The organism is Streptomyces sp. NPDC093071, from assembly GCF_044754545.1.
In the GTDB taxonomy this organism is placed as follows: domain Bacteria; phylum Actinomycetota; class Actinomycetes; order Streptomycetales; family Streptomycetaceae; genus Streptomyces.
Genome location: NZ_JBIVPH010000001.1, coordinates 1245686 through 1265391 on the forward strand (window position 1 = coordinate 1245686; position 19706 = coordinate 1265391).

The window sequence follows — 19706 nt, forward strand, 5'->3', positions numbered from 1 at the left end:
CCATCTAAAAGCTACAGACACTTCAAAGTCAAGCGAGACTCTATGTAGACTTCAGGGGTCAGCATCACTCTGTGCGTGGAGGGGGCCCGAAGTGAATCCTCAAGTCATCGAACCGGCCGACACGAGAAGCAGGGAGGCGCGGGAGCACGTCCAACTGCCGCTGCGGCTCACCGAACTGTTCAACAACGTCGCCTTCACCGGTCCCGACACCCTGGGCAACGGGCGGCTCAACGTCTGGGGCAACAGCCTGCCCATCGGCACCCTGCCCACCGGCCGGATCCGGGTCTCCGGCGTCGAGTTCGACGTCGCCGCGCCCGACGGCGTCGCACCCGACAACGTGCGCTGCACCGGCCAGCTCGTCCACCTCCCGGACGGCACCGCCGCCGACTGGCTGCACCTGCTCGTCACCTCCGAGCGGCGCTGCGAGGAGACCGTCCACCTGCACTACGCCTCCGGGGCCGTGGACCCCGAGTGGATCCGCGTCTCCGACTTCTGGCCGGCCACCGGGCACTTCGGCGAGGTGCTCGCGGCCCGCTCGGCCGGTATGCACTATCCGCACCACATCCAGCCCGACCTGGGCGGCCAGGTCTGGTCGGTGCGCGTCCCGGCCGTGCGCCGGGAGCCGCTGCGGAGCGTGCGGCTGCCCGACAACGCCGCCCTGCACCTCTTCGCCCTCACCGTGGAGGGAGTCCGATGACCGTCCTCGGCACCCCCGCCTCCGTCACGGAGGACGTCACGGAGAACGTCACGGAGGACATCCCGGGTCCCGTCAGCACCACCCCCACCGGGCCCTACTCGGGCGCGGTGCCCGTGACCTCCTCCCCCGCCTGGTACGACGACCTCTGCAGCTGCCTCCAGGTCGACCTGGTACACGTGCTGCGGCTCGGCGGCTGGGACCCGCTCCAGGCCCTCGGCAGCGGCTGGCGGCTGCGGGCCGTGCCCGAGGACTGCGAGCCCGTCGAGTTCTTCCACCCGGCCGGGGAGGACCTGGCCTCCTCCTTCGGGATCTACCACCCGCTGTCCCTGCGGTGGCACCGGCCCGGCGACGACGCCGAGGCCCACGAGCAGGTGGTCGCCGCGCTCGCCGACGGGATCGTGCCCGTCGTCGCGGTCGACAACTACCACCTGCCGTTCCGGCCGGCCTACCACGACGTGCACGCCGGACACCTCCTGATGGTGACCGGCTACGACCCGGGCAGCCGTGCGTACCGGATCCTCGACCCGATGCCGCCCGCCTACCGGGGGCCGCTGCCCCGCGAGGTCCTGGAGCGCAGCCGCTCCTCCGCCAACCCGGACGACGGCAGCGACCCCTTCTTCGCCGGATCCGGGCCCGCCCGGCGCTGGCTGGAGGTCCGCCGGGAGGGGCCGCAGCCGGAGCTGACCTGGTCGTGGCTGCGTACGGCCCTGGAGACCAACGTCCGGTCGCTGCGCGGCGAAGAGGGGGACGGCCTGCCGTCGCTCGCGGCCTACTTCGACTCCCTGCCGGCCGCCGTCGCCGCCGAGGGCGCGGCGCCGCTGCTGCGGACGTACCGCATCGGCTGGCCCGCGCAGGCCGAGGCCGGGCTGCACGCCCGGTTCCTCGCCGAGGCCGCCCGGCGCCTGGGCCGCTTCCGGCTCGCCGAGGCGGGCCGGGCCGTGGAGCTGGTCTCGCACTCCTGGACCGGGGTCCGCATCAGCGCGGCCCACGGCGAGGAGAACCCCGGGGAGGCAGCCCGGCAGGTCGTCGAGCACGGCCGCACCCTGCTGCGCGGTTACGAGGCGGCCCTGCACGCGGTCGAGTCCGCGCTGGACCGGCCGTGACCGCGCGGGACCGATCGACCGTGCCGGACCGGGCCTCCTCACGGGACCGGCCGTGACCGGCGGACGCGTCACGCGGACGCCCAGGACCGAGGGAACCCAGAGAGGCGGAACGACAGGCATGACGGAGCGACCGCAACAGCTCGCGATGGTGGGGGGACCCCGCGCGGTCCCGCCCGGGACCGCCGCGCCCCGGTGGCCGGTGGTCACGCGGGACGACGAGGAGGCCGTGGCCCGGGTCCTGGCCAGTGGGCGGCTGACCGCCACGGCCGAGGGCGAGGAGGAGGTGCCGGGCCTGGAGCGGGAGTGGGCCGCCTACACCGGCACCGCGCACTGCGCCGCCGTGGGCTCCGGCACCGCGGCCCTCCAACTGGCCCTCGCCGCCCTCGGCGTGGGCCCGGGCGACGAGGTGGTCGTGCCCTCCCTCTCCATGAACGCCACCGCCCTCGCCGTGCTCCAGCAGGGCGCGCGGCCGGTCTTCGCGGACATCGACCCCGACACGTACACCATGGATCCGGAGGCCGTGCGCGCCGTGGCGGGTCCGCGCACCAAGGCGCTGCTCCCGGTCCACCTGCACGGCCTGCCCGCCGACATGGACGCGCTGCGGGCCGTCGCCGGCGGGCTCGGCGCCGCGCTCGTGGAGGACGCCGCCCAGTCGCACGGGGCCTCCTACCGGGGCCGGCGCACCGGCGGGCTGGGGACGGTGGGCTGCTTCAGCCTGCACCCCAGCAAGAACCTGCCCAGCTGCGGCGAGGGCGGACTGCTCACCACCGACGACCCCGAGCTGTACGAACGGGTGCTGCGGCTGCGGCAGTTCGGCGAGGACCCGCGTCCCCGGCGCACCCGGAGCTACGTGTCCCACACGCCGGGGTGGAACCACCGCATCGGCCCCGTGGAGGCGGCGTTCGCACGGAGCCAGCTCGCCCGCCTCGACGCGTACGGGCACCGCCGGACGCCCGGCATCCTGGCCTTCCTCGACCGGCTCGCCGCGCTGCCCGGGCTGCGGGTCCCCGTGGTGCCCGAGGGCTCCGCGCACGTCTGGCACATCCTGCGGTTCCGGCTGGACCCGGAGGCCCTGGGCCTCGGGCACGGGGACGCCGCCGCGCTGCGCCGGGCCCTGCACCGGGCGCTGCGCGCCGAGGGCGTCCCGGTCTCGCGCTACCAGGAGGCGCCGCTGCCGGCGCACCCGGCCTTCGCCCCGTACGTGCCGGCCGGGGCGGAGTTCCCGGTGGCCCGCGCCGTGCTCACCGACTCGCTGTGCCTCCAGCGGCGCCAGCTCGACCCCGACTCCGGTCCGGTGCTCGCCGCGTACGCCGACGGCTTCGAGAAGGTCTGGGAGAACCTCGACCTGATCCGCCGGATGGTCCGCTCGGCCTCCCCGGCCGGACGCGAACGGCAGGAGGTGGGTGCCGCGTGACCGCGCCCGTCACCACCGCCGCACAGCCGCCGTCCGCCACGGGCGTCACCGCCGGGGTCAGCACCGGCGTCAGCACCGAGGAGGCCGCGCTGCGCATCCGCCGGGGCATCGTCGACATGGCCGGCGGCCGGCAGGGCGCGCACCTGGGCGGCAGTCTGTCCTGCGCGGACGTCATGGCCGTCCTCCACTTCGGGGTGCTCGACCCGTCCCGCGACTCCTTCATCCTGAGCAAGGGCCACGCGGCACCGGCCCTGTACGCGGCGCTCGCCGCCCGGGGACTGCTCGACGAGGCCGAGCTGGAGGGGTACGCCTCACCCGGCAGCCGACTGTTCGGACACCCCTCCCGGGGGCTGCCCGGCGTCGAGTTCTCGACCGGCTCGCTCGGGCACGGTCTGGCCCTCGGCTGCGGTCTGGCGCTCGCCGGGCAGCTCCGGGGCGACACCTCGGAACGGGTCTTCGTGCTGATGGGGGACGGCGAGCTCCAGGAGGGCTCCGTGTGGGAGTCCCTGATGTTCGCCGGCCACCGGAAGCTGTCGCACCTCACCGCGATCGTCGACCGGAACGGGCTCCAGCAGTCCGCCTCGACGGAGGACTCGCTGACCCTGGAGCCGCTGGGCGACCGGCTCCGGTCCTTCGGCTGGGAGGTGCGGGAGACCGACGGCCACGACCACGGCTCCCTGCGCGCCGCGCTCGCCGCCCCCTCCGCGAGCGGCCGGCCGGTCGCCGTGGTGGCCCGTACGGTCAAGGGGCGCGGCGTCCCGTTCCTGGAGCGGCGGGTGGCGAGCCACTACGTGACGCTGAACCCGGCGCTGCGCCGGCGCGCGCTCGCCGCGCTCCGCGCCGCGGGGCAGGTGGCGCGATGACCACGACCGAGCCCACGACCACGACCGGGCCCACGGCGACCACGGCCACGCCCGCACCCGCAGCCACGCCCCCGTCCCCGTCCAAGCCCCTCGGCCCCCGCGAGGCCTACCGGGAAGCCCTGGTCGCGCTCGCCGAGCGCGACGAGCGGGTGCTGTGCCTGGACTCCGACATGGGCAATCTGGACACCTCCTTCGGCGGCCGGTTCCCCGAGCGCTACGTCAGCACCGGCATCGCCGAGGCGAACCTGTTCACCGTCTCGGCGGGGCTCGCGGCCCGCGGACTGCGCCCCTACGCCCACACCATGGCCACGTTCGCCGCGACCCGCGCCGCCGAGCAGCTCAAGCTCGACGTCGTCGGCACCGGCCTTCCCGTCCGGGTCGTGGCCACCCACGCCGGGCTCTCGGCCGCGCACTTCGGCAGCACCCACTACTGCCTGGAGGACCTGGCCGTCACCCGGGCGCTGCACGGGCTGACCGTGGTCGTGCCCGCCGACGCCCGGGAGATCGGCCCCGCCCTGGCGGCGCTGCACGAGCTGGACGGGCCCTCGTACCTCCGGCTCGGCCGGTCGGCGACTCCCCCGGTGCACGACGGGGACGTCCCGCCGTTCCGGCTCGGCGAGACCGTGACCCTGCGCGCGGGGAACGACGTCACGCTGGTCGCGTGCGGCCCGCTGCCCGTGCGCTTCGCGCTCGCCGCCGCCGACCGGCTCGCCGGGGAGGGGATCGCGGCCCGGGTGCTCCAGATCCACACCCTCGTCCCGTTCGACGAGGCCGCGATAGCGGTCGCGGCCGCCGAGACCGGCGGGCTCGTCACGGTCGAGGAGCACCGACCGCAGGGCGGTCTCGGCGACGCGGTCGCCCAGGTCGTCGCGGCCCACGCCCCCCGGCCCGTGCTGCGGATCGCGGTGACGGGCCCGCTGCCGGGACTCGTCGACGACCACGCCGGGCTGCTCGCCGCCACGGGGGTGAGCCCGGAGACCGTGCACGCCGCCGCGCTGCGCGTGCTGTCCGCGCCCCGTACCCGCTCCCGTACGAGTACGAGCACGAGCACGAGCACGAGCACCCGTACGACCACACCGACCACCACCACCGGAACCCCATCGGAAGGCAGGCCCTCATGAGCACGCAGACCACGTCCGCGGGACCGGCGTCGCAGGATTACGTCGCCGGCCTGTTCGCCCGGCTCCTCGCCGTCCCCGTCCCCGGCCCCGACGACGACTTCTTCGTCCTGGGCGGGACCTCCCTCTCGGCGATGGACCTGATCGCGCTGATCGAGCAGGAGCGCGGGGTGCAGCTGCCCGTCCGCGACTTCTACCGCGGCACGACCGTCGCCGAACTCGCCGCCACCCTCGATCAGCTGTCCGCGGCCTCGGCCTGAACCGGCCGCCAGGCCCCTCCCGGAGGAGACAACAGATGCGCCTTTCGACACCGCCGTTCGCCCCGGCGGACACCGATGTGACGGCCGTGGACTTCCTCGCCTCGACGTACTACACCGAGGGTGACCCGCACGCGCTGTGGACCCACCTGCGGGCCCACGACCCGGTGCACCACTTCACCCCGTCCGACGGCCGGGAGCCCTTCTGGGTGGTCACCCGGCACGCGGACGTCAGCCGGGTGCTCAAGGACCACTCGGTCTTCTCCTCCCGGCGCGGGACCATGCTCTGCATCATCGACCTGTCCATGCCGGACATCGCGTCCGACCAGATGATGCCCGACACCGATCCGCCCCGGCACGGGCAGCTGCGCGACCCGCTCAACCGGGTGATGACGCCCCGGGCCGTCGCCGCCCAGGAGGAGACCATCCGGGGCATCGTCCGCGAGATGCTCGAACCGGCCCTGGACGGGGAGGTGTTCGACCTGGCGCAGGCCGCGCTGATGTTCCCCATGGCCTTCACCGGCTCCATGATGGGCCTGCCGCGCGAGACGTGGGACCGGATGTCCCGGCTGACCACGATGACCATCGCCTATGACGACCCCGAGTACATGGAGAAGGCTCCCAAGCCGACCCTGCGCCAGGCGCACCACGAGCTGTTCTCCTTCTTCAGCGACGAGATCGCCCGCCGGGACCGGACGGACCCGGGCGACGACCTGATCGGGATCCTGCTGCGGATGAGCCTGGAGGGCGAGCCGCTCACCGAGCGGCAGATCATGCTCAACTGCTACAGCCTGCTCCTCGGCGCCAACGTGACCACGCCGCACGTGGTCTCCACGACGGCCCTGACCATGGCCGAGCACCCCGACCAGTTCCGGGCCCTCCAGGAGGATCCGGGGCTGCGCGGCACGGCCATGGAGGAGCTGCTGCGCTGGTCGTCGCCCGCCAGCCACTTCATGCGGTACGCGACGGCCGACGTGGAGCTGGGCGGGCGGACGATCCGGGAGGGCGAGCCGGTCAGCGTGTGGCTGGGCTCGGCCAACCGCGACGAGCGCGTCTTCAAGGACCCGTTCTCCTTCGACATCGCGCGCCGGCCGAACCGGCACATCGCGTTCGGCGTCGGCCCGCACTACTGCATCGGCTCCGGCCTCGCCCGGATCGCGCTGCGGGTGTTCCTGGACGAGTTCGCCGAGCGGGTCGGGTCGGTCGAACTGGCCGGCGAGCCCGTCCACCTCGCGTCGAACTTCGTGGCCGGCTTCAAGCACCTGCCGGTACGGCTGACCCCGCGCGCCGGGAAGGCCCCGGCGCGTCCGCTCGCCGCTGCGGGGACGGGAGCGGTCGCATGAGCGTCGCCGTCCCCTCCCCCACGTCGGCGGGCTGGCTGGAGCGCCGGCACCGGACGGCCGGCGGGCCGCCGAGGGTGGCGCTGTACTGCTTCCCGTTCGCGGGCGGCTCCGCCGCCTACTACCACGCCTGGGCCGAGGAGTTCCGGTCCGACGTGGAGCTGGTGCCGGTGCAGCTTCCGGGCCGGGGCACGCTGATGTCCGAGAAGCCGGTGCCGAGCATGGCCGTGGCCGCCGATCTGGCGGCGGCGGCGATCGCCCGCTCGCCGGTCCCGGCCGCGCTGTTCGGCCACAGCATGGGCGCCGTCCTGGCGTTCGAGACGGCGCGTCGTCTGGAGCGGCGCGGGCACCCCGTCCAGCACCTGTTCGTGTCCGGGCGGCCCTGCCCGACCGTGGTCCGGCCGCCGTCGCCGGTGAGCGACCTGCCGCGCGAGCGGTTCGTGGACATGCTGCGGGACTACGGGGCGGCGCCGGAGGAGGTGCTGGGGCACGACGAGCTCCTCGACGTGCTGCTGCCGATGATCCGGTCGGACTTCCACCTCATCGAGAACTACCGGTACGAGCCCGAGACCGGCTCGCCGCCCCCGCTGAGCTGCCCGGTGTCGGCCTGGTGCGGGGACCGGGACCCGGAGGTGCCGCCGGAGCTGATGGCGCGCTGGGGCCTGGAGACGTCGGGGAGGTTCGACCTGGAGGTGCTCTCCGGGGGGCACTTCTTCCTCACCGAGCACCGGACGCGGATCGTGGCCGCGGTGCACGAGCTGCTGCGGGGGGTGGGCAGGTGAGCGGCCGGCCGGTCGTCCTGTGGAGCGCGCCGCGCTGCCGCTCCACCGTGTTCTCGCGGAGCGTCGCCGCGCGCGGCGACTTCCTCGTCCTGCACGAGCCGTTCTCGCACCTCGCGGACTTCGGCCGGGAGGAGGTCGAGGGCGTGGAGTGCCGTACGGAGGCGGAGGTGATCGGGCGGCTGCTCGAACTGGCCCGCGACCGGCAGGTGTTCGTGAAGGACACGACCGACTTCCGCTATCCGGGGGTGCTCGCGGACGAGCGCTTCCTGCGCGGGGCGCGGCACACCTTCATCGTGCGGGACCCGGGGGAGGCCATCGCCTCCCACTACGGGCTCAATCCGGAACTCGGCCGGGACGAGATCGGTTTCGCGTGGCTCCGCGAGATCCACGACCGGGTCCTGGAGGTGACGGGCGCCGCGCCGCCCGTCGTCGACGCGGCGGACCTGGTCGCGGCGCCGGCCGAGACGCTGCGCGCGTACTGCGCGGCGATCGGCGTCCCGTTCCTGGAGCACGCCCTGTCGTGGAGTCCGGGCGGGCTGCCCGGCTGGGAGAAGACGGCCCGCTGGCACAGCGACGCGAGCGGCAGCGGCACGATCAGCGCCGCCGTCTCCAGCCGTCCGCCGCTGGACGTCCCCGGCCATCCGGTGCTCGGCCCGTACTACCGGCACCACCTCCCGCACTACGCGTACCTGCGCGAGCGGCGGTTGCGCGTGGCCTGACGCTGCGGCGAACGGCCCGGAGACGACGTCGGCCTTCACGATCCCCCGGGGATCGTGAAGGCCGACGTCGTTGCTCAGGGGGCGGGGCGGCCGGATTCGAACCGGCGTCCTCCGAGATGCTGTCGCGGCGCACTACCTCTGTGCTACGACCCCGCCTTGCCGATGATCATATCGTTCGGTCGCGCCGCCCGGAAAGCGATAAAGCGGGGGCGGCACCGGACACCGGTGCCGCCCCCGCCGGAGGGGAAGGGAATCAGCTCAGGACGGCCGCCAGGGCGCGGACCGTCGGGTGGTCGTAGACGGCGGAGACCGGGAGGGCCGCCGCGAAGCGCTCGTTCAGCCGGCCGATCATCCGCATGACGCGCAGCGAGTCGCCGCCCAGGACGAAGAACGTGTCGTCGCGGCCCACGCGTTCGACGCCCAGGACGTCCTCCCAGACGGCGGCGACCTCGCGCTCCAGCTCGCCCTCGGGCGGGCTGTAAGCGGCCCGGGCCGGGCCCGCGGGGCCGCGCCGGCGGACGCCGGTGACGTAGGGCGCGATGTACGCGTTGGCCGGGTCGGGGCCGGCCAGCAGGCAGGTCTCCGGCCGGGCGAGGGCGGCCAGCAGGAGCTGCACGCCCCGGGCCGGGTCGATGCCGCGCAGGCCGCGGTGGCGCGCGGCGGCCGCCAGCGGGCTGCCCTCGTTCATGCCGGTGCGGTCCCACATGCTCCAGGCGATCGAGCGGACGGCGCGGCCCCCGGCGGCCCAGCGTTCGGCGTAGCCGTCGAGGGCCGCGTTGGCCGCCGCGTAGGCGCCGAAGGAGCTGCCGCCGAAGAAGCCGTTGACGGAGGAGAAGAGCACCGCCGCCGTGCCGGGCCGTGCGGCGAGGAGCCCTTCGAGGGCCTGGGCGCCGCCCGCCTTGGGCCGCATCATCGCGGCGAGCCCGTCCGCCGTCTCCGCGGTCAGCGCGTGGGCCTCCAGGGCGTCCCAGTGGTCGCGCACGTCGGCTCCGGCCAGGTGGAACACGGCGTCCAGCGGCCGGCCCCAGCGCCGCTCGGCGTCCGCCACGGCCGCCTCCAGGGCGGGCCCCTCGGCCGCGTCCACGGAGACGTACGCGACCTCGCCGAGCTCCCTGAACTCCTCCAGGGCCTCCCGGCGTTCGCCGCCGAGATCCGCCTCCGGGGTGCGGCCGGTGAGCAGCAGCCGGGCGCCGAGCGCGGACAGCAGATAGCCGGCGACCTCGCGTCCGATCCCGCCGAGGCCGCCGGTGAGGAGCGCGGTGCCGCCGACGGGCAGGATCTCGCGGGGGACGGTGAGCGCGTCGGGCTCGGGCACCGGCCGCAGCCGCTGCACGTGGGCGCCGCCGTCCCGTACGGCGCTGACGTCCTCGCCGGGGGCGCTCCGGACGGCGGCGACGGCCGCCGTGTCGTCGGCGTCGGCGGCGATGTCGACCAGGCGGACGGCCCCGACGGTCTGCTCGGCGCGCGCGGTGCGCACCAGGGCGGCGAGCGCGGCCCGGCCGGGGTCGACGGTCTCGCCGTCGGCGACGGCGGCGGCGTGCCGGGTCAGCACGGTGACCCGGGCGTCCGGGGCGGCGGCCGCCAGGGCGCGCAGCGCGAACAGGACCCCGGTCGCGGCGCGCTCCGGATCGGGGGCGCCGGGGTCGGCGGTGTACTCCCAGGCGTGCAGGACGTGTTCGGGTACGGCTCCGAGGGCGGCGGCGACGTGGTCGAGCGCGCGGGCGTGGTGGTCGGGGTCGAGCGGGTCGACGGTGACGCGGAGGGCACCGTCGGTGAGGAACGGGGAGCCGGGCGCGCCGGGCCGGACGACGGCGATGGGGCAGCCGGGGCCGGCCGTCTCGTCGGCGAGGGCGACCGGCAGGGCGCTGCCCTCGGGGGCGTAGACGAGGAGGGCGGCGGCCGGGGGGCGGGCGGCGACGGGTTCCGTGCCGTCCTCGCGCCGCTCCGGTCCGGCGGGCTCCCAGACGCGTTCGAGGAGCCAGCCGTCCCCGGTCCCGTCGTCGGGGGCGGTGTCGTAGCGTCCCTCGGCGTAGGCCTCGGCGAGTTCGGCGCGCTGGATCTTGCCGCTGGCGGTCTTGGGGAACTCGTCCTCGGAGAGGGCGATCACGGCTCGGGGGTGGAGGCCGATGTCCCGGGCGAGGGTGGTGGCGATGTCCTGCCCGAGGGTGTCCGGGGCGTGGGCGGCGGGGACGTGGAAGACGACCACGCCGTCCGTGTCGCCGTCCCGCACGGGGCAGGCGGCGGCCCAGGTGGCGCGGACGCCGGGGACGGACTCGACGACGGCCTCGACCTCGTGGGAGGGGTAGTTGGTGCCGTTGACGACGAGCATGTCCTTGCTGCGGCCGGTGAGGGCGAGCCGCCCGTCCAGGAGGAAGCCCAGGTCGCCGGAGTCGAACCAGCCGTCGGCGGTGAAGGCGGAGGCGTTGGCGGCGGGGTTGCCGTGGTACTCGCGGAGCAGGGTCGTGCCGGAGATGTGGAGCCGTCCGACGCGTCCCTCGGGCAGGATCCGGCCGTCCTCGTCGACGATGCGCAGGGCGACTCCGGCGACGGGCGCGCCGACGTCGGTGAAGGTGACCGCCCGCTCGGAGTCGTGCGGGACCACGGCGAGCTGGGTGTCGAGGGTGGCGGAGTCGACGCTGACGGTGCCGACGGCGGGGTCGTCGGGGTCGAGCCGGGAGTAGGTGACCCCGGAGGAGGTCTCGGACATGCCCCAGCAGGGGACCATGGCGTCGGCGGGCAGTCCGTGGGGGCGGAGCAGGCGGACGAAGCGGCGGGCGGTGCGGGCGACGACGGCCTCGCCCGCGTTGCAGACGTTCCGCAGGGACGACAGGTCCCACTCGCCCCGCGCGAGGGCGGCGGCGTGCTCGTTCACCAGGGAGAAGGCGAAGTTCGGCGCCCAGGTGTTGGTGGCCTTCCAGCGGTCGGCCAGGTCGAGCCAGGTCAGCGGGCGGCCGATGATGCTCTCGGTGCGGGCGTTGACGTGCTCGCAGCGCAGGAAGACGTCCCGGACGTTGAACATGACGATGCCGCCGACGTGGTCGAGGGGCATCCAGTTGAGCGAGACGTCGTGCTCGGTGAAGCCGTTGGCCTCGATGGCCGCGTAGGTGCGGGCGACCAGGGAGCGGTTGGCGTGGCGGACGCACTTGGGGACGCCGGTGCTGCCCGAGGTGAGCAGGTTCAGCACGTCGTCGTCGGGGGCGACCGGCTCGGGGCGGCCCGGCGCGGAGGAGAGCAGGTCCTCGACGGCGTGGACGCGGATCTCCGGCTCGTCCCACTGCGCGGCGAGCGCGCGGACCGGCTCGCGCAGGGCGCGGTCGGTGAGGACCAGGGGGCGTTCGAGCAGGGTCCAGGCGGCGCGCAGCTTGCGGGTGACGGCGTTCTCGCGGCTGTAGTCGCGGGCCTCGCCGACCGGGGTGGGCAGGAAGCCGCCGAGGACGCAGGCCCAGAAGCCGGTGACGAAGGCGCGGTTGTCGTGGCACTGGAGGAGGACGGAATCGCCGGGGCGCAGGCCGAGTTCCCGCAGGCCGCCCAGGACGCGCAGGCCCTCGTCGAGGAGTTCGGCGTAGGTCTGCCGCTCATGGGTGCCGTCGGCGCGCACGTAGACCGTTCCGCGTCCGCCGGAGGTCTCGGCCGCCAGGAGGAGCGCCTCCTGGAGGGTGGTCGCGGCGCCGGCCGGCACCACGGGCTCGGGTCCCACGGCCAGGGCGGGCCGGGGCGGTGCTTGGGTCATGAGGCTTCCTCGGGGTCGGTGGACGCGAGGGGGCGGGCGGTCTCCAGGGCCGAGACCACGGCCGCCACGGCCTCCGGCGTCATGTCGTTGACGAAGTAGTGGCCCCCGGGCACGTGGACGACGTCGCGCGGCGGCGCGGTGGTGCGCTCGCCCCAGGCGGCGGCCTCGGCCTCGGTGACGACCGTGTCGGCGTCGCCCCGTACGGGCAGGACGGGGAACGGCAGCGGGGCGGCGTCGGGGTCGCCCCGGTAGCCCTCCCAGAGGGCGAAGTCGGCGCGCAGCAGGGGCAGCAGGAACTCCATGAAGGCGGCGTTGGCCAGCAGCCGGTCGGGGATGCCGCCGAGCGCCCTGACGCCGTCGAGGAAGCCCTCGTCGGGCAGGGCGTGCAGCGGCCGTCCGGTGGCGGGCAGGTGCGGGGCCCGGTGTCCGGCGGCGATGAGCAGCCGGGGCGGCTCGGCACCCCGGCGCACCAGCTCCCGGGCGGTCTCCGCGCCCAGGACGGCGCCCGCGCAGTGCCCGTACACGGCGTACGGGACGGTGGTGTACGGGCGGAGGGCGAGGGCGCACGCGCGGGCGAGCGGCCCGACGCCCCCGGCGGGCAGCGGGTCGCGCGCGCGGTCCTCGCGGCCGGGCGGCTGGACGGCGACGACCTCGACGTCCTCGGGCAGCAGTCCGGGCCAGGAGCGGTAGAGGGAGGCGCCCATCCCGGCGTACGGGAAGCACAGCAGCCGCAGCCGGGGACGCCCCGGGCGCGCGGCGCGGCGCACCCAGGGGGACTCGGCGGTGAAGGCGACCGGGGCGGGGGTGCCGGCCGGCGCGGGGGTGCCGGGCACGGAGGTGCCGGTCGGTGCCGGGGTGCCGGTCGCGGGTGCGCCGGTCGGTGCCGGGGTCGTCGTGGTCATGAGGCCCGCCTTCGGGTGAGGGGCGGCAGCGCCGGGGCGGTGGCGGGCCCGCGGCCCGCGAGGAGCCGGGCGAGCGCCGTGGGCGTGGGGAACAGGAACAGGTCCTGGAGGGACACCTCCAGCGGCACCCGCTGCCTCAGCCGGACCAGCATGCGCCCGGCGTCGAGGGAGCCGCCGCCGAGGTCCATGAAGTCGTCGTCGGCGCCGTAGCGGACCTCGCCGAGGACCTCGGCCCACAGTTCCGCGATCGTCGTCTCCAGGCCCTCGGCGGGCTTCCGGTACGGGGCCCGGACCCGCCAGCGCGTCCAGTCCTCGGGGGGCAGGGCGCGGCGGTCCACCTTCTTGTTGGCGTTGCGCGGGAGTTCCGCGAGGTGCGCGAAGGCGGTCGGGATCATGTAGTCGGGGAGCCGTTCGGCGAGGAAGTCCCGCAGCGCGGTGCCCGCGAGCCCGTCGTGGCCCGGCCGGGTCACCAGGCAGGCGACCAGCTGGGTGTCTCCGGCGGCGGAACGGACGGGGACGACGGCGGCCTCCGCGACGCCCGGGTGGGAGAGCAGCGCGGTCTCGACGTCGCCCAGTTCGACCCGGCAGCCGCGGACCTTGACCATGTCGTCGGTCCTGCCGTGGTGTTCGAGCAGTCCGTCGTCGCGGTAGCGGCCGAGGTCGCCGGAGCGGTAGAGGCGGCTGCCCGCCGGGCCGTGCTCGTCGGGCCGGAACCGGTCGGCGGTGAGCGCCGGGTCCCCCCAGTAACCGAGCGCGGCCTCCGGGCTGCCGAACCAGATCTCGCCGAGGGCGCCGGCCGGCAGGAGCTCGCCCTCGTCGCCGAGGATCCGCATCCGGACCCCGGGGTTGGCCCGGCCGATGGGCGGCGGGGCGAGCCGGTCCCGGGCGGTCGCGGTGGAGGCGGTCAGGCGCTTCTCCCACGGCTGGAGCGGGCTGGCGACGAACAGCGCCTCGTGGCAGCCGTAGCCGACGGCCACCTCGAACGGCAGGTCGGCGGGACCCCAGCGGTGCAGCTTCTCGCCGCCCATGATGAGGACCCGTACGGGCGCGTCCGCCGGCCAGGGCAGCCGCTGGAGGCTGTCCCCGACGGAGGTGACGACGAACACCGAGTGGACGCCGCTCGCCACCACCCAGTCCCGGAAGGCGGCCGGGTCGGCCAGGATGCCGGGCTCTGCGACGTGGACGGTGGCGCCGACGACGAGCATCCGGGCGACCTCGGCCATGGTCGTGCCGAAGCCGGTGGGGGTCGTCCAGCTGCCCCGGTCCCCCGGCCCGAGGAGCGTCGCGTCGGCGAACGAGGCGCCGGCGTGGACGATCACCCGGTGCTGGCCGTGGACGGCCTTGGGCTCGCCGGTGGAGCCCGACGTCTGCATGACGTAGGCCAGGTCGTCGGGGCGGACGTCCAGGCCGGGGTCCAGGTCGGGCAGGGCCGCGAGGTCGCCGTCGAGGGCGTCCCTGAGCAGGGTGCGCCCGGGCAGGACCCCGGCGGCGGGGGTCCCGGCGGCGGTGATCACCAGCCGGGGCGGCACCTTCGCGAAGACGCTCTCCAGGCGGGCGGGCGGCGCCGCCGGGTCGATCGGGAGGACCACGCCGCCCGCCTTGTGCACGGCGAGGAGCGCCTCGATCCACTCGGCCGAGCGGGGCAGGCTGAGGGCGACGACATCGCCCCGGCCCAGGCCCCGGGCGATCAGGTGGTGGGCCAGCCGGTTGGCGCGGGCGTTCAGTTCGCCGTACGTGACCCGCTCGGCGCCCCGGACCACGGCGGGGGTGCCGGGCGAGCGCCGGGCGTGCTCCTCCACGAGGGTGTGCAGCGCGGCCCGGGGCTCCCAGCGGTCGGGGAGGTCGCTGAACGCGTGGAGCAGTTCATCGGTGTCCTCCGCGTCCAGCATGGCGAGCCGGTGATGCGGGGCGTCGGGGTCGTCGAGTCCGGAGCGCAGCAGCCGCGCGAAGTGGCGGGCGAGCGCGGTGACGGTGCGCGGGGCGAACACGTCGGAGCGGTAGCGGATCTCGGCGGCGCCGCCGGGAGTGACGACCAGTTCGAGCTCGGCCTCCGTGGCCGGGTCGGTGGCCTCGGTCGCGTGCCAGCCGGCCGGCGGGTCGGGGCGCAGGGCGACGACGGAGGCGTACGGGCTGGGGTTCTGTCCGGAGACCAGCCGGCCGGCGAGCTGGGCGAGCAGCGGCACCGGCAGGGTGGCCTCGGCGAGCCCGCGCCGCAGGCCCTCGGCGACCTGGCCGGCGACCGCGCGGAGCCCGCCCGTGTACGTGACCACGGGCAGGACCTCGGCCACGGCGCCCCTCGGCCGCCGTCCCGGGCGCGTCCGGTCGGTCTCCACGCCGACCACCAGCTCGCCCGAGCGCGACCAGCGGTGCAGCACCAGCGCCCAGGCGGCCACGAGGACCTCGCCCCCGGGCACGGTGCCGGTCCGGCCGCCGATGAGCGCGGCGGCGGAGGCGAGGAGGTCGCCGGGGAGGGCGAACCGGTGGCGCGCCCAGACGGGGGTGCGGGTGGGGGTGCCGGGCGCGGGGAGGCGCGGCAGCGCGTTGTCGAACGGCACGCCGAGCAGCTCCTCGCGCAGCCGCGCGAGCTGGTCGCCGGTCGGCCGCCCGGGCTCGTCCGCGGTGGCGACAACGGGGGCGGGGCGCGGGGCGGGGGTGGTGGCCGGTCCGGGGCCGGAGTCCGGTCCGCACAGTTCCGCGAGCCGGGTCAGGAGGAGGCCCGCGTCCGCGTGGTCGACGAGCATCCGGTCGAGGACCAGGGAGAGGCGGGGGCCGGCCGGGGTGGTGGCGATCAGGGCACGCGCCAGGCTGGGCCCGCTGCCGCCGGGGTCCTCGCTCTCGCCCTGTTCGGTCTCGAACCGCTCCAGGAGGAGCGCGGCGGCGTCCTCGGTCACGTGCACCCGGCGGACCGTGATCCCGGCCCCGTCCGGGTCGACCGCGAGGGTACCGTCGGGCCGCCGCGAGGTCGCGGCGAAGCTGTCCGGGTGCTCGGCGGCCAGGGCGTGCAGCGCCTCCGCGAGCCGCTCCTCGCCGAGGTGCGCGGGCGGCGCGAGGCGCAGGGCGAGCCTGCGGACCCGCGAGGTCCGCGCGACGGTGCGGAACCGGTCGAGGGCGGGGTCCACGGCGGTCCTGGCGACTGCGGGGGCGGGAGCGGGTGCAGCGGTGGGGGCGGGGGCGGCGGTGGGGGCGGGGGCGCCCGTACCGCGTTCGCCCCCGAAGCCGTCGGCGAAGCCGGCCGGGTCCCCCAGGGGACCGCCGGAGTGACCGGCGGGTCCGTTGACGGGGCCGCCGAAGTCGTCGGCGGGTCCGTTCACGGGGCCACCGACACGGCCCCCCACCGGGGCGCCGGAGTCACCGGCGGGTCCGTTCACGGGGTCGCTCACGGAGTCGCTCCCTTCGTGTTCGTCGCGGCACCGTCGTCCGCGAGCAGTGCGGTGACCTGCTCGTCGTCCTGGTTCTCCACCAGCGCGAGCACGTCGAGGACGCTCTGCCGGCGGCTGCGGGTCCGTTCCAGGAGGGCGTCCACCGCCAGGGCGGTGCCGGACACGGTCGGGTTGCGGAAGAAGTCCGCGATGGGCAGTTCGACGCCGAAGACGGCCTTGACCTTGGGGGCGATGCGGATCGCCTGGAGGCTGGTGCCGCCGAGGGCGAAGAAGTTGTCGTGGTTGCCGACCCGGGGCGCGGCGAGGAGCGGCTTGAACACCTCCTCCGCGAGGAGCCGTTCGGTCTCCGTGCGCTCGGCGTCGTCCGTGTCGTCGTCCAGCGGGGCGAACTCGACGGCGGGCAGCGCCTTGCGGTCGACCTTGCCGCTGGCGGTGAGCGGGATGTCGTCCAGCGGCACCAGGAACGTGGGGACCATGGTCGGCGGCAGCCGGTCCGCCAGGTTGGTCCGTACGGAGTCCAAGTGCAGCGGGCTGCCCGGCGCCCCGACGACGTACGCGACGAGGAGGTTGTCGCCGCGCGGTCCGGTCACCACGTGGGCGACGGCCTGGCCGATCTCGGGGACGGCGAGCAGCGCGGTCTCGACCTCGCCGAGCTCGATGCGCACGCCACGGACCTTGACCTGGCGGTCGACCCGGCCGCGGAAGACGATGTCGCCGTCGCCCTGCCAGCCGGCCAGGTCGCCGGTGAGGTACATCCGGGACCCGGGCGGCCCGTAGGGGTCGGGCCGGAAGCGCTCGGCGGTCTGGTCGGGCCGACCGAGGTAGCCGCGGCCCAGGCCGGCGCCGGCGACGGCCAGTTCGCCGCAGGCCGACGGGGGCAGCAGGTCGAGCTTCTCGTCGAGGACGTACGCCCGGTGGTTGCGCATGGCGCGGCCGATCGGCGGGGAGGCGTGCCAGGTGCCCTCGCACCGCTTGGCGATGACGGTGACGGTGGTCTCCGTGGGGCCGTAGCCGTTCCAGAAGGCGCGGCCGCCGGCCGCCCAGCGGGTGGTGAGCTCGCCGCTGAACGCCTCGCCGCCGACGAAGCAGACCCGCAGCTCGGGGTAGTTCTCCGGGGTGAGCAGGTCCATGATCGCCGGGGGGAGGTCGATCACGGTGATGCGCCGCTCGGCGAGGATCCGGTCGAGGACGGAGAGGTCGCGGCGCTCGTCCTCGTCGGCGAGGTAGACGCTCGCACCGGTGAGGAGCGCCCCGAAGAGCTCGAAGACGGAGACGTCGAAGCCGGTGGAGGCGAACGCCAGGAAGCGGTCGTCGGCGGTGAGGCCGAACATCTCCTGGGTGGTGCGGACGAAGTTGGTGACGTTGCGGTGCTCGACGAGGACGCCCTTGGGGCGGCCCGTGGAGCCGGAGGTGAAGATCGAGTACGCCAGGTCGGCCGGGTCGGTGCGGACCTCCGGCGCCTCCTCCCGCTCCTCCGCGCCGAGGGCCTCGACATCGATCAGCTCCCAGGGCCCCTCGGGCAGTTCGCCCGCGGTCGTGGCGTCCCCGAGGACCAGGCGGACCCCGGCGTCGGTGAGGACGGCCTCGTTGCGGGCGGCCGGGTTGCCCAGGTCGAGCGGTACGTAGGCGGCGCCGGCCTTGAGGACGGCGAGGACGGCCTCCACGAGCCGCGGGGTGCGGCGGGTGGCGACGCCGACGAGCTCGCCGGGGCCCGCGCCGAGGTCGGCGAGCCGGTGGGCGAGGGCGTTGGCCCTGCGGTCCAGCTCCCGGTAGGTGAGGGTGCCGTGCGGGCCGGTGACCGCGGTGGCGTCGGGGTGCTCGGCGGCCGTACGGGCGAACGCGCCGTGCACGGTCTCCCCGGCCTCCGGCTCCCCGGCGGCGTCCAGGCCGGCCGCCGGGACGTTCCAGCGGGTCAGGATGGCGCGCCGCTCGTCCTCGGTGGCCAGCGGGGCGCGGGTGAACGACGCGTCCGGGTCGGCGCTGAGGGTGCGCAGCTGGGTGAGGTAGCGGTCCAGGAAGAGCCGGGCCGTCTCGGGGGCGTAGAGGCTGGTGGCGTAACGGGCCCGCAGGACGGGGGTGTCGGAGTCGAGTTCGGCGGAGAGCGAGAACTCGAAGGGGGAGCTGCCGGTGTCGAGCTGCTCCAGGGTGAGGGAGAGGCCTCCGGCGTCGGCCCGGCGCTGGGCGGGCGGCGCGATCTCGAAGCCGATCTGGACCAGCGGCAGCCTGCCCTGGTCCGGCTCGACCCCGGCGGCGGACAGCAGCTCCTTGAAGGGCAGTCCGCCGTGCTCGTCGGCCGCGATCCGGGCCTCGTGCACGAGCCGGACCAGGTCGGAGAAGCCGCGGGCGCCGTCGATGTCGACGCGGACCGGAAGGAGCTGGCCGCAGTCGCCGACGAGCAGGTCGGGGTCGAAGGCGCCGAAGACGTCGCCGGGCACGCCGATGAGCAGGTCGGTGCGCGAGGTGAGGCGGCCGACGAGCGCGAAGTACGCGGCGAGCAGCACGTCCCGGACGGGGACCCCGAGTCGGCCGGCCAGGGCGGCGACGGAGCGGGACAGCGGCTCGTCCAGGGGGCGCTGCACGGTGCTCGCGGTGAGGTCGAGGACGAGTCCGCGCGGCCGGTCGGGGGCGATCTCGGTGCTCTCCCAGCCGGAGAGGGCGCCGCGCCACCAGTTCCAGTGCCCGGCGGCCTCCTCGGAGGCGGCCCAGTCGCGCTGCCAGGCGGCGTAGGCGCCGAACTGCGGCCCGTCCTTGCGGTCCTCCGGCCGGGCCGCGCCGCCGGTGCGGGCGGCGTAGGCGGCGGCGAGGTCGCGCAGGACGACGCCGGCGGAGCGGGGATCGAAGACCAGGTGGTGGGAGAACCACAGCAGGACGTGCCGGTCCTCGGCGACCTTCAGCAGCCGCAGCCGGACCAGCGGCCCGCCGTCCAGGTCGAACCCGTGGCGCAGCTCCTCGCGGGCCAGGGCCTCGCAGCGCTCGGGCAGCCGCTCCTCGCCGACCGTCTCGGCGGTGAGCCGCCCGCCCGGCCGGCCCCGGACGATCTGCTCGCCGGTGGGGTGGTCGTGCGGGAACACCGAGCGGAGCACGGTGTGCCGGTCGAAGACCTCGTCGAGCGCGCCGGACAGCGCGTCCCGGTCCAGGTCACCGTGGAGGGTGTAGGCGAAGGCCAGGGCGTAACGGCTGTCGCCCGGTGACAGTTTGTCGAAGACCCACAGCTGCTCCTGGCGGAAGGTGAGGGGCGACACCCTGGTCCCCCGGTCCACGTTGCCGATTCCCTGAAGGAACTGCTCTCGTCGCTCGGCGGGCAGACTTCGCAGCCGGCGCAGGAGCTCGCTCTCTTGTGTCATCGCGGCCTTCCCCCAACTCGGGTTACATGTCGACTTCCATCAACAGTCTTCGTTGAT

At 75.5% G+C, this 19706-nt stretch carries 13 protein-coding genes and 1 tRNA gene; 9 read left to right on the forward strand and 5 right to left on the reverse strand.

The genetic code is table 11. The features are described from left to right. The first annotated feature begins 91 nt into the window (after positions 1-91). The 9 genes from ACIQD7_RS05190 (at position 92) to ACIQD7_RS05230 (ending at position 8293) form a co-directional block, all read left to right on the forward strand. Positions 92-697 (forward strand): hypothetical protein, encoded by a 606-nt coding sequence (locus ACIQD7_RS05190; protein ID WP_202527463.1) that lies wholly within the window; start codon positions 92-94, stop codon positions 695-697. Further along, positions 694-1800: a BtrH N-terminal domain-containing protein gene (locus ACIQD7_RS05195; RefSeq protein ID WP_402439476.1), complete on the forward strand. Its 1107-nt coding sequence runs from the start codon at positions 694-696 to the stop codon at positions 1798-1800. The genes ACIQD7_RS05190 and ACIQD7_RS05195 overlap by 4 nt, the downstream gene beginning before the upstream one ends. Positions 1801-1918: 118 nt before the next feature. Further along, positions 1919-3214: a DegT/DnrJ/EryC1/StrS family aminotransferase gene (locus ACIQD7_RS05200; protein WP_402439478.1), complete on the forward strand. Its 1296-nt coding sequence runs from the start codon at positions 1919-1921 to the stop codon at positions 3212-3214. Further along, a complete protein-coding gene (locus ACIQD7_RS05205) occupies positions 3211-4077 on the forward strand; it encodes a transketolase (protein ID WP_402439480.1) in 867 nt (288 codons plus the stop codon). Before ACIQD7_RS05200 ends, ACIQD7_RS05205 begins: the two co-directional genes overlap by 4 nt. Next, the gene (locus ACIQD7_RS05210; protein WP_402439482.1) at positions 4074-5198 is read left to right on the forward strand and encodes a transketolase family protein; all 1125 of its coding nucleotides are present in this window, start codon (positions 4074-4076) and stop codon (positions 5196-5198) included. The genes ACIQD7_RS05205 and ACIQD7_RS05210 overlap by 4 nt, the downstream gene beginning before the upstream one ends. Further along, positions 5195-5455 carry an acyl carrier protein gene (locus tag ACIQD7_RS05215; RefSeq protein WP_121828382.1) on the forward strand — a complete coding sequence of 87 codons (261 nt, stop codon included), beginning with the start codon at positions 5195-5197 and terminating at the stop codon, positions 5453-5455. Before ACIQD7_RS05210 ends, ACIQD7_RS05215 begins: the two co-directional genes overlap by 4 nt. 35 nt (positions 5456-5490) lie before the next feature. Next, positions 5491-6795, forward strand: coding sequence for a cytochrome P450 (locus ACIQD7_RS05220; protein ID WP_402439484.1), 1305 nt, complete (start codon positions 5491-5493; stop codon positions 6793-6795). After that, positions 6792-7574 carry a thioesterase II family protein gene (locus ACIQD7_RS05225; protein ID WP_121828380.1) on the forward strand — a complete coding sequence of 261 codons (783 nt, stop codon included), beginning with the start codon at positions 6792-6794 and terminating at the stop codon, positions 7572-7574. The genes ACIQD7_RS05220 and ACIQD7_RS05225 overlap by 4 nt, the downstream gene beginning before the upstream one ends. Then, positions 7571-8293 (forward strand): sulfotransferase family protein, encoded by a 723-nt coding sequence (locus ACIQD7_RS05230; RefSeq protein ID WP_402439487.1) that lies wholly within the window; start codon positions 7571-7573, stop codon positions 8291-8293. The genes ACIQD7_RS05225 and ACIQD7_RS05230 overlap by 4 nt, the downstream gene beginning before the upstream one ends. Positions 8294-8373: 80 nt before the next feature. On the opposite strand, the gene ACIQD7_RS05235 is transcribed toward ACIQD7_RS05230, so the two are convergent. The 5 genes from ACIQD7_RS05235 to ACIQD7_RS05255 form a co-directional block, all read right to left on the reverse strand. Continuing rightward, positions 8374-8448 (reverse strand) — tRNA-Leu (locus tag ACIQD7_RS05235). 98 nt (positions 8449-8546) lie between these two features. Continuing rightward, a complete protein-coding gene (locus tag ACIQD7_RS05240) occupies positions 8547-12023 on the reverse strand; it encodes an SDR family NAD(P)-dependent oxidoreductase (protein ID WP_402439489.1) in 3477 nt (1158 codons plus the stop codon). After that, a complete protein-coding gene (locus tag ACIQD7_RS05245; protein WP_402439491.1) occupies positions 12020-12925 on the reverse strand; it encodes a thioesterase II family protein in 906 nt (301 codons plus the stop codon). The genes ACIQD7_RS05240 and ACIQD7_RS05245 overlap by 4 nt, the downstream gene beginning before the upstream one ends. Further along, the gene (locus ACIQD7_RS05250; RefSeq protein ID WP_402439493.1) at positions 12922-16305 is read right to left on the reverse strand and encodes an AMP-binding protein; all 3384 of its coding nucleotides are present in this window, start codon (positions 16303-16305) and stop codon (positions 12922-12924) included. The genes ACIQD7_RS05245 and ACIQD7_RS05250 overlap by 4 nt, the downstream gene beginning before the upstream one ends. After that, on the reverse strand, positions 16302-19649 hold the full coding sequence (locus ACIQD7_RS05255; RefSeq protein WP_402439495.1) for an amino acid adenylation domain-containing protein: 3348 nt from the start codon (positions 19647-19649) through the stop codon (positions 16302-16304). Before ACIQD7_RS05255 ends, ACIQD7_RS05250 begins: the two co-directional genes overlap by 4 nt. Positions 19650-19706 lie beyond the last annotated feature (57 nt).

Excerpts from the sequence above, each read along its gene's own strand:
- ACIQD7_RS05220 (WP_402439484.1), top strand. The coding sequence starts at position 5,491 with ATGCGCCTTTCGACACCGCCGTTCGCCCCGGCGGACACCGATGTGACG.
- ACIQD7_RS05215 (WP_121828382.1), top strand. The coding sequence starts at position 5,195 with ATGAGCACGCAGACCACGTCCGCGGGACCGGCGTCGCAGGATTACGTC.
- ACIQD7_RS05200 (WP_402439478.1), top strand. The coding sequence starts at position 1,919 with ATGACGGAGCGACCGCAACAGCTCGCGATGGTGGGGGGACCCCGCGCG.
- ACIQD7_RS05240 (WP_402439489.1), bottom strand. The coding sequence starts at position 12,023 with ATGACCCAAGCACCGCCCCGGCCCGCCCTGGCCGTGGGACCCGAGCCC.
- ACIQD7_RS05195 (WP_402439476.1), top strand. The coding sequence starts at position 694 with ATGACCGTCCTCGGCACCCCCGCCTCCGTCACGGAGGACGTCACGGAG.
- ACIQD7_RS05225 (WP_121828380.1), top strand. The coding sequence starts at position 6,792 with ATGAGCGTCGCCGTCCCCTCCCCCACGTCGGCGGGCTGGCTGGAGCGC.
- ACIQD7_RS05210 (WP_402439482.1), top strand. The coding sequence starts at position 4,074 with ATGACCACGACCGAGCCCACGACCACGACCGGGCCCACGGCGACCACG.
- ACIQD7_RS05245 (WP_402439491.1), bottom strand. The coding sequence starts at position 12,925 with ATGACCACGACGACCCCGGCACCGACCGGCGCACCCGCGACCGGCACC.
- ACIQD7_RS05255 (WP_402439495.1), bottom strand. The coding sequence starts at position 19,649 with ATGACACAAGAGAGCGAGCTCCTGCGCCGGCTGCGAAGTCTGCCCGCC.